Origin of the sequence: Algiphilus sp. (assembly GCF_965216485.1) — a bacterium.
Lineage (GTDB): Bacteria > Pseudomonadota > Gammaproteobacteria > Nevskiales > Nevskiaceae > Algiphilus.
In genome coordinates this window covers 2,064,359-2,075,948 of record NZ_OZ244162.1, presented here as the reverse complement: position 1 = coordinate 2,075,948, position 11,590 = coordinate 2,064,359, and the positions used below count along the sequence as shown (strand labels likewise).

General features: G+C 66.5%; 9 protein-coding genes. 2 read left to right on the top strand and 7 right to left on the bottom strand.

The genetic code is table 11. The features are described from left to right. Positions 1-8: 8 nt before the first annotated feature. Together accD and trpA are read right to left on the bottom strand one after the other, a co-directional pair. On the bottom strand, positions 9-884 hold the full coding sequence (gene accD, locus ACOOFO_RS09530; RefSeq protein WP_420426545.1) for an acetyl-CoA carboxylase, carboxyltransferase subunit beta: 876 nt from the start codon (positions 882-884) through the stop codon (positions 9-11). A 51-nt stretch (positions 885-935) separates the two neighbouring features. Continuing rightward, positions 936-1,745: a tryptophan synthase subunit alpha gene (gene trpA, locus ACOOFO_RS09525; protein WP_420426544.1), complete on the bottom strand. Its 810-nt coding sequence runs from the start codon at positions 1,743-1,745 to the stop codon at positions 936-938. A 213-nt stretch (positions 1,746-1,958) separates the two neighbouring features. On the opposite strand from trpA, the gene ACOOFO_RS09520 reads away from it, so the two are divergent. Continuing rightward, a complete protein-coding gene (locus ACOOFO_RS09520) occupies positions 1,959-3,554 on the top strand; it encodes a DUF1800 domain-containing protein (RefSeq protein WP_420426543.1) in 1,596 nt (531 codons plus the stop codon). A gap of 9 nt (positions 3,555-3,563) precedes the next feature. Beyond that, positions 3,564-4,742, top strand: a complete 1,179-nt coding sequence (locus ACOOFO_RS09515; RefSeq protein ID WP_420426542.1) for a DUF1501 domain-containing protein — start codon at positions 3,564-3,566, stop codon at positions 4,740-4,742. Between the two features lie 5 nt (positions 4,743-4,747). On the opposite strand, the gene trpB is transcribed toward ACOOFO_RS09515, so the two are convergent. From trpB to ACOOFO_RS09490, 5 genes are read right to left on the bottom strand one after another with little or no spacing between them, the layout of a single operon-like run. Then, positions 4,748-5,962, bottom strand: coding sequence for a tryptophan synthase subunit beta (trpB, locus tag ACOOFO_RS09510; RefSeq protein WP_420426541.1), 1,215 nt, complete (start codon positions 5,960-5,962; stop codon positions 4,748-4,750). Then, positions 5,943-6,587 (bottom strand): phosphoribosylanthranilate isomerase, encoded by a 645-nt coding sequence (locus tag ACOOFO_RS09505; protein WP_420426540.1) that lies wholly within the window; start codon positions 6,585-6,587, stop codon positions 5,943-5,945. Before ACOOFO_RS09505 ends, trpB begins: the two co-directional genes overlap by 20 nt. Positions 6,588-6,608: 21 nt before the next feature. After that, positions 6,609-7,385 carry a tRNA pseudouridine(38-40) synthase TruA gene (truA, locus tag ACOOFO_RS09500; RefSeq protein WP_420429714.1) on the bottom strand — a complete coding sequence of 259 codons (777 nt, stop codon included), beginning with the start codon at positions 7,383-7,385 and terminating at the stop codon, positions 6,609-6,611. Beyond that, complete coding sequence (locus tag ACOOFO_RS09495; RefSeq protein ID WP_420426539.1) at positions 7,385-8,068, bottom strand: hypothetical protein; 684 nt, start codon at positions 8,066-8,068, stop codon at positions 7,385-7,387. The genes truA and ACOOFO_RS09495 overlap by 1 nt, the downstream gene beginning before the upstream one ends. 6 nt (positions 8,069-8,074) lie before the next feature. After that, positions 8,075-11,479 (bottom strand): FimV/HubP family polar landmark protein, encoded by a 3,405-nt coding sequence (locus ACOOFO_RS09490; RefSeq protein ID WP_420426538.1) that lies wholly within the window; start codon positions 11,477-11,479, stop codon positions 8,075-8,077. Positions 11,480-11,590 lie beyond the last annotated feature (111 nt).

Here is an 11,590-nt window from a genome sequence, read left to right as displayed (position 1 = left end):
CTGTTCGATCAAGTCGCCGCGGCCGGCGGCGCGTGGGTCAGCAGAGCAAGCATGCGATGGATGCGGCCGCGCAGCTCGCGACGATCGATGATGGCATCAATGGCGCCGTGTTCCAGCAGAAATTCCGCGCGCTGGAAGCCTTCCGGCAGCGTTTGGCGCACGGTCTGTTCGATGACGCGCGGGCCGGCAAAGCCGATGAGCGCGCCCGGCTCCGCGATATTGATGTCGCCCAGCATGGCCAGGCTGGCGGAAACGCCGCCCATGGTCGGGTGGGTCAATACCGAGACAAAGGGCACGCCACGGTCTGCCAGCATCGCCAGCGCTGCCGAGGTCTTGGCCATCTGCATCAGCGAAAGCAGGGCTTCCTGCATGCGGGCGCCGCCGCTGGCGGAGAAGCACACGAGCGGGATGCGCTCTTCGGCGCACAGTCGTACGGCGCGCACGAAGCGCTCACCGACCACGCTGCCCATGCTGCCGCCGAGAAAAGAGAACTCAAAGGCAGTGACCACGACCGGCATGGCCTGGAGGTGGCCTTTGACCGCCACCAGAGCGTCGTTCTCGCCGGAGCTCTTGTAGGCCTCGCTGAGCCGGTCGCGATACTTCTTGGTGTCGCGGAAGCGAAGCGGGTCGCTGGGCCGCAGCGCGGCACCGATCTCCTGGCGCTCGCCATCCGCGTCGAGAAAGCTGTCGATGCGCGCTCGCGCGCCGATGGGGCGATGCGCGCCACACTTCGGGCAGACGCGCAGCGTACGCTCCAGCTCGGCGCGGTAGAGAACCGACTGACACTCGTCACACTTGGTCCAAAGACCTTCGGGGACGCTCTTCTTGCGTTCCGTCTCGCTGGTATCGATGCGCGACGGCAGAATCTTGTCGAGCCAGTTCACCTTCGCTTTGCTCCCAAGCGCCCGTTTCGGGCTATGACGATGTGCGGTGCGTCATGCTAGCGCATCAAGACCGTCACGCAACGCGCGAACGGTCGTTTCCAGCACTTCAGGGATGGATTCCGGGGTCTCGGACAGATCGGCCACGCGCTGCACGAGCGCGCTGCCGACCACGACACCGTCCGCACAGCGACCCACCGCCTGCGCGCTCTGCGCGTCGCGGACGCCGAATCCGACAGCAACCGGCAGTTCGAGGTGGGCGCGAATCTCGCGCACGTGTTCAGCGACATCCTCCGGATCCAGCTGGCTGGAGCCGGTGACCCCCTTGAGCGACACGTAGTACACATAGCCGGAACCGTAGCCCGCCACGGCCTCCATCCGCTCCGGCGTGCTGGTCGGCGCCAGCAGGAAGATGCAGTCAAGCCCATAGCCGTGGAGTTGCGGTGCCGTTTCCGGGGCTTCCTCAATGGACAGATCGACGATCAGCACGCCATCCACGCCGGCGTCGCGCGCCGCCTCGCCAAAGGCGTCCAGGCCAAACGCATCGATGGGGTTCAGGTAGCCCATGAGCACCACGGGGGTTTCGGAGTCCTCGACGCGGAACTGCCGCACCAGTTCAAGAATCCCGCGCAAGCTCGTTCCAGCGCGCAATGCGCGCTCGCAGGCTTTCTGGATCACCGGACCATCGGCCATGGGGTCCGAGAAAGGAACACCCAGCTCGATGATGTCGGCGCCGCCGCGCACCAGCGCATGCATGAAGCCGACGGTGTGGTCCGGATGCGGGTCCCCGGCAGTGATGAAGGGCACCAGGGCCTTGCGGCCTTCGGCGCGCAGCCGGTCCAGGGTTGTCGTGATGCGACTCATGCGCATGGCGCTCGGATGACAGGGGCGCGAATTTTATCCCGGATGCCCGACTGCGTGCGCGTTTGACCCCTTGCATCCGCCGTTGGTGCGGCAGATCAAGGCGCGCTGCAGGAATTCCGGCTCCACTGTGTATCAGTCCATGAAGCCCCGCCTCCTCCCGCATCGCGCGTGGTGGAGTTCGTCCCTTGCCCTGCCCGTTCTGGAATCGTTGCCATGCCCTTTGATCGCGCTCGTCCGCAGGCCGCTATCCCCGCGCCCTTCCCCTTTGCACTGCATCGCCGCGCCTTTCTTGAAGGGACCGGCAAAGGCCTTGCCCTGGCGGGTATGGGCGCGCTGCTGCCCGCCTGTGGCGGAGGCGGAAGCGAGGCCGGCACAGGCGCCTCGACGCCACCCCCGACCGAAATGCCCCCAGTGCTTCCCGCACCGGATGCCGCCTACGTGCAGCTGCGCCGGGTCAGCTATGGCGTGTCGCAAGCACACATGGCAGAGGCAAGCAACGACATCGAAGGGTACCTGGAGGCGCAGCTGCGCTACGACATGCTCGATGACCAGGCGGTCGAGGAGGCGATTGCCTTTCGCTTTCCGAATGCCTTGCGCACCCCGGAGGCATTGCGCGCTGGCTTTCCAGCCAATCAGCAGCAGGTGGTCGCGGATCTCATCAGTGCCACGCTGTTGCGGCGCTTCTACAGCCCCCGGCAGCTCTTTGAACAGATGGTGGAAATGTGGGGTGACCACTTCAATATCCACATCCGCAACGGCATCGGACCGATTCTGCACCCCGCCTATGATTTCGAAACGCTGCGCCCGCATGCCATGGGCAGCTTCCGAGCGCTGCTGGGCGCCACCGCGCGCAGCCCTGCCATGCTCTTCTATCTCGACAACTTCCTCAATCAGCGCACGGCTCCCAACGAGAACTACGCCCGCGAACTGATGGAGCTGCATACCCTGGGGGTGGACGGCGGCTTTAGCGAGGACGATGTCAAGGAAGTCGCGCGCTGCTTCACTGGCTGGTCGCTCGATTTCCGCACCGGCCGTTTCCGCTTCATCCCGGCGCTGCATGACGATGACGAGAAGCAGGTCCTGGGCACGACGATCCCCGCCAGTGGCGGGCAGCGTGATGGGGAGATCGTCCTTGATCTGCTGGCCGCACACCCGTCGACCGCGCGCCATGTTGCAGAACGCATCTGCCGACGCTTTCTGGCCGATACGCCCGATACCAGTGATGTCGAGGCCGTGGCCGCTGCCTTCGCGGGGAGCGGCGGCGATATTCCCACCGCCCTGCGCGCGGCCATGGGGCGTCCGGGGTTCCGTGCGACCGCCGATACCAAGACCACCCGTCCGGTCGAGTTTCTGGGACAGCTGGTGCGCACCCTGCGGGCCAGCGACACCTTGCCCAGCGACGAGGCCATCCGCCTGATCTACGGCATGCTCGACATTCTCGGGCAGGTCCCCTTCTTCTGGGCGCCGCCGGACGGCTATCCGGACGAGGGCGCTTTCTGGCGGTCCACCAGTGGCCTGCTTAACCGTTGGCGCATTGCCCTCGGTCTGACGGCCCTTGCGGAGACGGGCGCCATTGATCTGGCGGCTACCGTGGCAACGGCCGAGACGGTCGCGGACGCGGTCGACATGGCCGCGGCACGCGTTGTGGTGCGTGCGATCGCGGATCCCGACCGCAACCGCATCATCGACTACCTCGTGGGCGAGATCGGTGGCAGCGCCACGTCGCCACAAAGCCCGGGCACGCTGCGCGCGCTCGCACCGCTGATCATTGCACTGCTCGCCAGTGCGCCCTACTTGCAACTGCGCTGAGCCAGTCCCATGCATCTCTCACGACGTGCTTTCCTGACCGCCCCCGCCCGACAGAGCAGCCGCCGGGATGTTCTAGTGTATCTCTTTCAGCGCGGTGCTGCCGACGGTTTGAATACGGTGGTGCCCTACGCCGACCCGCACTACACCGCGCTGCGACCCCGCATCGCGGTACCACCCCCCGGCAGCGGTGGCGGCGCCATCGATCTCGATGGCTTCTTCGGCCTGCACCCGGCCGCCTCCGCCGCTCTGCCCCTGTTCCAGGCTGGCCGCCTGGCCTGGCTTCCGTCCAGCGGTATTCCACACCAGTCGCGCTCGCACTTCGAGGCGCAGGATCGCAGCGAGCGCGGCGTCACGGAGTCCCATCAAGCCAGCAGCGGCTGGCTCGCCCGGCATTTACAGGCCACAGCCACAACCCAGGATTCTCCACTGCGCGCGGTATCGATCAGCGGTGCGATTCCGACGGCGCTGGCCGGTGCCGGCGATCCACTCGCGATTCAGGAGCTGTCGAGCTTTGGGCTGGGTGCTGCCGGCGGCAGCAGCTATCAGGACACCCTGGCCCTGCTCTATGCGCCGCCGCGCCCTTTCGCGGAGGTCGCAGGCTCGGCGCTTCAGGCCATCGATCTCCTCGCCGCTGCCAACCCTACACAATTCGCACCGGAGCATGGTGCGCGCTATCCAAACAGCGAACTGGGCAGCAAGCTTCTGCAGGCCGCCCAGCTCATCAAGGCCGATCTCGGGGTGGAAGTCCTGTGCCTGGATGTGGGCGGCTGGGACCACCACGAGAATCTCCCCAACTTTCTGCCCGGCGCCCTCGCCGACCTGTGCGAAGCTTTGGCGGCTTTCGATACCGACCTCGGCACGGCCATGGCTGACGTGACGGTCATCGTCCAGACCGAGTTCGGACGTCGCGCCGGCGAGAACGGTGCCCGTGGCACCGACCACGGCACGGCCGGCCTGCTGTGGCTGCTGGGCGGTGCTGTCATGGGTGGTCGCGTGGTCGGCGATTGGCCCGGCTTGGCGCCGGAGCAACTGGCCGCCGGCGAGGACCTCGCCATTACCGTGGACACGCGGGACGTGCTCGCCGAGTTTCTCAGCCGCCGGCGCGGACATGAGTCGGCCCTTGTGGACGTCTTCCCGGAGCATGCGCCGGGCGCGGCACCCGGCGTCTTCCTGCCGCGCGGCGGCTGAGGCGGCTAGTCGAGCTTCAGACCTTCCCGTTTTGCGACGGTATAGAGGTCCTTGTCACCACGGCCGGAGAGATTGACCACCAGGCGCTTGCCGGCACCCATTTCGGGTGCCATACGCTTGGCCCACGCCAGCGCGTGCGCGGTCTCCAAGGCCGGAATGATGCCTTCGACCCGGGTCAGCTCGTGGAAGGCGGCGATGGCATCGTCGTCATTGACGCTGACGTATTCCACCCGGCCGGTATCCTTCAGCCAGGCGTGCTCCGGGCCTACGCCGGGATAGTCTAGACCTGCGGACACCGAATGCGTGCCGCTGATCTGGCCGTTTTCATCGGCCATGATGTAGGTACGATTGCCGTGCAGCACGCCGGGGTGCCCCGCCGACAGTGGCGCCGCGTGCTGACCGGTGGCAATACCGTAGCCCCCTGCCTCGACGCCGATCATGCGTACGCTGCTATCGGGGATGAAGGGGTGGAACATGCCAATGGCGTTCGAGCCGCCACCGACGCAGGCCACAAGAGCATCCGGCAGCGCACCGAAGGCTTCCTGGCATTGGCCACGCAGCTCACGACCAACGACCGCGTTGAAATCCCGCACCAGCATGGGATAAGGATGCGGACCAGCCACCGTCCCGATGACATAGAAGGTGTCGTCGACATTGGTCACCCAGTCGCGCAGGGCTTCGTTCATCGCGTCCTTCAGCGTGCGCGTTCCGCTGGATACCGGCACGACCTCGGCGCCGAGGAGCTTCATGCGATAGACGTTCGGCGACTGTCGCTCGACATCCTCGGCACCCATGTAGACGACGCACTTGAGCCCCAGGCGCGCTGCGATGGTGGCGCTGGCCACGCCGTGCTGTCCCGCCCCGGTCTCGGCGATGATGCGCGTCTTGCCGAGGTGCTTGGCGAGCAGTGCCTGGCCCACCGTGTTGTTGATCTTGTGGGCGCCGGTGTGATTGAGGTCTTCGCGCTTGAGATGGATTTCGGCGCCACCCCAGCGCTTGGTGAGGCGCTCCGCTGGGTACAGCGGCGAAGGCCGTCCGACGTAGAGCTTGAGGTCGCGGTCCAGCTCGGCGCGAAAGTCGGGGTCGTCGCGCAGCGACAGATAGGCTTCCTCCAGCGCGTGCAGCGGCTGCATCAGCGTTTCCGCGACGAACCGGCCGCCATACGGGCCAAAATGGCCGCGGGCATCGGGATAGGCGTAGTTATTCGGGTTGCTGCTCATCGGCTCTCGCTACCTCGGTAATGAATTGGGCGATGCGCTCACGGTCCTTGATTCCAGGCGCGTGCTCGACGCCACTCGACACATCGACCGCCCATGGGCGGAATTGTTGCACCGCGGCGGCCACATTGTCCGGTCGCAGACCCCCTGCAAGGATCAGTGGGTGGTGGCTGGCGCCCACCAGCGCACTACGTGCCACATGTCTGCCGCTGCCCCCCATCTCGCCTGGGGCGTGACCGTCGACGAGCAGTGCCGCTGCGTCGGGATAGGCCGCGCAAGCTGCGCCCAGATCGGCGTGTCCGGCCCCTGCTGCCACGGTTTTCAGATAGGGCCGGCCGAAGGCGCTACAGAAGCGGGCCTCTTCCCGGCCGTGGAATTGCAGCAGGTCGGGCGCGACCGCGCGTACGACCCGGTCCACCGTCTCGCTGCTGGCATCCATGAACAGCGCCACCACCTGCACAAAGGGTGGCACGATGCGACGCAGGGCTACCCCTGTGTCGATATCCACGGCGCGCGGCGATGCTTCGACGAAGACGAGGCCGATGGCGTCCGCCCCCGCTTCCGCGACGAACTGCGCGTCCTCCCGCCGAGTAATGCCGCAGATCTTGATGCGCGTGCGCCGTTGCATAGGCCGAGGATTGTACGCCCGTCAAGGAACATCCGGCGCACACGGTGAGGCGATGTCGGGGTACTCCGGGTACTCTGCGCCAAGCAGATACAGCCCTTCCGCATTGGCCGTCGCGCCCGCGCGCGTGCGGTCCCGTCCGGCAAGCAGGGTCTGCATCCAGTCCGGCGCCTCGCGTCCCTGCCCGATGCGCACCAGCGAGCCCACGATATTGCGCACCATGTGGTGCAGGAAGGCGTTGCCGTGGACGTCCACGCACAGGAAGTCGCCGACGCGTGTCACAGCGACGCGCGTGAGGCGGCGAACCGGTGTCGGTGATTGACACTCGGCGGCGCGAAAGGCGGAGAAATCCTGCTCGCCAAGCAGACACTGTGCTGCCGCATGCATCTGCGCCGCATCCAGCGGTTGCGGGAACCACCAGGCGCGCTGGGCCCATAGCGCGCTGCGGTTGGGGCGGTTCAGGATGAGGTAGCGGTATTGCCGAGCGCTGGCGCTGTAACGGGCATGGAATGCGGCATCGACCGGCAACACCCATTGCAGCGCGATATCGCGCGGCAAATGGGCGTTACTCCCCATCCGCCAGGCATCAGGACCTCGCGCCGCCTCGCTGTCGAAATGGACCACCTGCATGCGCGCGTGCACGCCGGCATCGGTACGTCCCGAGGCCATGACCTCCACGGGATGATTGCCCACCTGAGACAGCGCCGCCTCCACCCGCGCCTGCACGCTGTCGATGTGTGCGTGCTTCTGCCAGCCCCGGTAGGCACTGCCGGCATATTCGATACCCGCTGCCCAGCGCATCACGGGGCGTACAGCGCAAAGAGCACGACTGCGGCCAGCAACAGCAGCCCTCGATCGAGCATCTGGAGAGCCCCGGCGTGCGGCAGCGCCTCCGCCTGGCCGGGGGTGTAGTCGCCGCGCTCGGCGGCAAGCAATAGCCGCGCCGCGGCCTCATCCAGTCGACGGTATCCCGTGCGCAGTTGTGCTGCCTCGTCGCGCGTACCGTCGACAGCGGCGAAGACCAGCCCAACACGGGTCGCGAAGCGTTGTGTGGGCACGCCGATGCGGGCAAGAGGTTGCAGCCCCCAGACCAGACCGGCCGCAAGCCAACGCGGCGGTGTACTCCGAGTGACGATCACCACCACCCCCAGCAGGGCGACCAGCAGCCCGCTGCGGCGCAGTGCCTGTTCGACCCCAAGCTCCGTCAAACCGGGCATGCCGGGCCACAGTACCTCACCGCCACCTTGCCACAGGTGCAGAGCGACAATCGCGAAGAACAGCCAGCGAAGACGCCATAGGCCGTTGAGGTAAAAGCGCGCGTGGGATGCACCCATGGTGCGCAGCCAGACCAGAGCGATCAGCCCGGACAGCCAGTAGCTCCAGGTAGGCAACTGGGGCAAGGCAGCGGCAAAGGCGAACAGCAGTGCGATGCGCACGCCCGCATGCGGCGGTCCAGGCGTGGCCTCCGGGGCAGCAGCATGCATGCGCGCCTATCCGACGATATCGAGCAGGCGCTGCGCCTCCGCGCGCTGCGTTGCATCCCCGCCCTGAACGACCGTCTCGAGCAGCGGGCGCGCCATATCACCCTCCCCCATGTCGACATAGGCACGGGCGAGATCGAGTTGGCCTGCTACCCCCTGATCCCCGCCGCCGTCGCCGTTGGTCGGCCCCGCACCGGGATCGATCTCGAAGTCATCAAGCGCGAAGGCATCCTCCTCGCCTGTCGCCGACGAGCTGGGAGGCTCCTCCGCGGGCAACTCCAGCATCGGAACACCCTGCCCGGCGTCGGATTGCGCGGCGTCGGTAGCAGGCTCGCCACTTCCATCGACGTCGAAATCCTCCAGGGAGAAATCGTCGAGATCAAAGCCATCCGCGTCCGAATTCGAGACAGCGAGGGGATCGCCATCCAATGGCAGGTCGGTGGACGGTGATACTGTGGCCTCGGTGGAGGCGTCGGTGTCGATCGCGTTGTTCGCTGCATCAAAGGCGTCCGGCCCCATCCCGCTCACGTCAGCAGCGCTTACCGGAGGCTCGCTCGCGGTGTCATCCTCCTCGGGCAGTTCCCAGTCGAAATCCAGCGCGTTCTCGTCCACCGGGCTGGCTTCTTCAGCAGAGGCCGTCAATGGGGGCGACGCGGGCGCATCCTCGGAAAGATCGAGACTGTCCAGATCAAAATCCAGCGCATGATCGGAGCTACCAGCCGTTGGGTCCGCCGGCTCGGCGCCCGTACTTGCAGATGGTGCTGGCGCATCGCCGAATTCGAGCCCTTCCAGATCGAATTCCAGGACATTGTCAGCGCTTTCGTGCTCGGTTGCCGCGTCGGCACCTTTCCCGGTCGGCTCGGGCACCTCCGTAGGCGTTCCGGTCGCCGCATCCTGATCATCGAGCAGTCCATCAAGATCGGCACCAGGGTCCGCAGCCGCTTCGGCAATTTCATCGACGCGGCTGTCGCTGTCGGCACTATCACTCCGATCCGGAGCTTCGAAAGCGTCATCGAAAGACGTCTCGGCCACGGCCGCTACTTCCAGGTCTTCGCCAGTGTCGGGGCCTGCAGGATCTATGGCCGCTTCGCCCTCATCCTGCCCGAGCATGGCACCCGCCGCCATGCTGGCCCCGATGGCGGTGGCAAAGCGTGAGTCAGGTGCAATCCTTCCCGCCATTTCCGCGAGCTCACGTTCCTCGTCGGCGGACAAGCCCGATCGTGCCGCGGCATCGGCGGCATCAAGGAAACGCTCTCGGTCGCCGGCAGCACAGTACACCTCCGCCAACTTCACTCGAAGTGCCGCATTCTCGGGATCACGGGAAATGGCGTCGGTAAGCCGCTCGGCAGCGTCGTCGTACATGCCGTAGGCAATACGGAAATCGGCATCGGCTAGCGGGTCTTCAGCGCCGCCGGCCTCCCCAAGCGCGTCGTCGCCGGGCTCTGACACTTGCGTTGCCTCTGCGGATTCAGCCTCTGAAGCGCCTTCGTCATGGGAGTTTGTCGCGAGCGGGGCGGGCGCCGTAGATGCCGCTGTCAGGCTGACCGTGGTCGGCTCGTCCTCGGCCTGGGCCGCAGCGCGACGCGCGCCACGACGACGCATTTCGATGATGGCGGCGGCGCCAAGCAGCACAACGCCCGCTGCCACCAACAGTAGATACCACGGCAAGCCAAGCCAGGTTGCCGGTGCAATGGCGGGAGGCGATGACGCAGTTGCAGAGCGCTCGGCCTCGGTGACGGCTGGCGCCTGTTCCGGCGCGGTCGCCTCCTGTGGGCCGGCTGCAGCCTGGCGATCCGGAGCTTCCGCCTTCGGTTCCTCGCTGCTTTGCGACGATGCCGTCGCATCGCGTGCTTCTCCGGCGCCGGGTCCGGCGGCAGCCACCGCGTCTGGCGATACGTCGCCTTGCACCATGGCCCCATTGGCATCCGCCGCACCCCCTGTCCCTTCTTCTGCCGCCACCACATTTCTTGTATCGTCTGCAGCCTCGGCGGCTAGCGGAGACTCTTCGGGATCCTCTCCCTGCGCGGCGTCTCCGGCTCCGGCTTCCTTCCGAGCCGGCGTCCGCCCCGCGTCATCCTCGGTCTCAGCCACTGCGGATTCGGAAGCTTCGCCATCGGTGCCAAGTACATCCGGACTGGCGGCAGCCGCGCCTGCCTCTTCGGTAGCCGCTTCGGTCGCTGCGACGGCATCGGAATCACTGGCGTCAGCGGTTTGCACGGGTGCTGTCGAGACTGCTCCAATCGATTGCCCCCCTTCGAGCATGGCCTTCATCTGGCGCAGCGCGCGGGCCTGATCGATGGCGCGAATGCTGGTGGCATCGGGGATGCGTAAGCGCGCGCCGGCGCGCAGCTGACGCGCATCACCATTTTCGAAGGCGGTCGGATTGTTCTCGATGATGGCGAGCATCATCTGCTGCATGCTGATACCGGACCCCGGTGGACGGGTATTGCTCGCGACTCGCCACAGCGTTTCACCGCGCCGGACCGGGTAGACGCCGGCCGTGGGCCTCGGCGATACGCTCGCACCCGCTGAGCTACGGTTTGTCTCTGTTGCTGCGGGTCCCTGGCCAATCTCCGCCAGCAGCTCGGGATCCAGTTTCCGTTCCGATTCGGTGGTGAAGAAGGTCGGAGCTTCCTCGCGCGGCGACCGGCCTGCTGCCGGGGCCGCTTGCTGATCCTCCACCGCCTCGGTATCGGTTGCTTCGGTCGCTGCCTTCTCCGCCATCGGTGGTTCGCTGCGATCCGGAGAGGCAGTCTGCGTCGCCGTCGATTCCGGCGCGCCTTCAGCAGGCGGAGATGCTGTCCTAGCCACTTCCATCGCTGCCATGCGCTCCGACGCCGCATCGGGGGCGGATTCCACGGCATCTACGACACTCGCACGCTCCGCCGGCGCGGCTTCTGCGGGCGCAGTTGCGGATTGCGGGGATGTCTCCCCCGCTTCAGTGGGCAGCGGTTGCGGGGATGCTGGGGCTGGGGCTGGCGTGGGCGCCGGCGCCGGACCCGGCTGTTGCGGCTGCGGCGCAAACTGGGGTGGGTCGATGAGCAGTGTGTAGCTGCGCTGGACCATCTGCCGGCCTTCGCGTACGACCACCAGCACCTCCAACAGCGGCTCCTGCAGCGGGCGCTGACCGCGCAGCCGCACCACGGGCTTACCGTCTTCCATGGCCAGGGTGGCACTGACGTTACGCAGGTAGTCGTTGCGTGCCAGCCCCAGTTCTTCATAAGCCCTTTCGGAGGCGATGCTCGCGCCGAGACGTTCCAGTCGATCGGCCGGCACGTCGCGCAGCGCAATATCGGCGCGCAGCGGCTCATTCAGATAGGAGCGCAATTCCACAGGGCCGAGGCCCACGGCATGTGCGGCCGAAGCAAATAAAGCGATAGCGGCCAGCAGCGTAAGACGTGACAGCGCGGACATGTTGGTTGGCACCCCGGATGGCTCTGAAAGTGAGCCTACTGCATTACGAAGCGCTTGTAACCCGCTCAGGCGGCTTTCAAAATCCTTGAAAGCCGCCGTTCGTCGCATCGT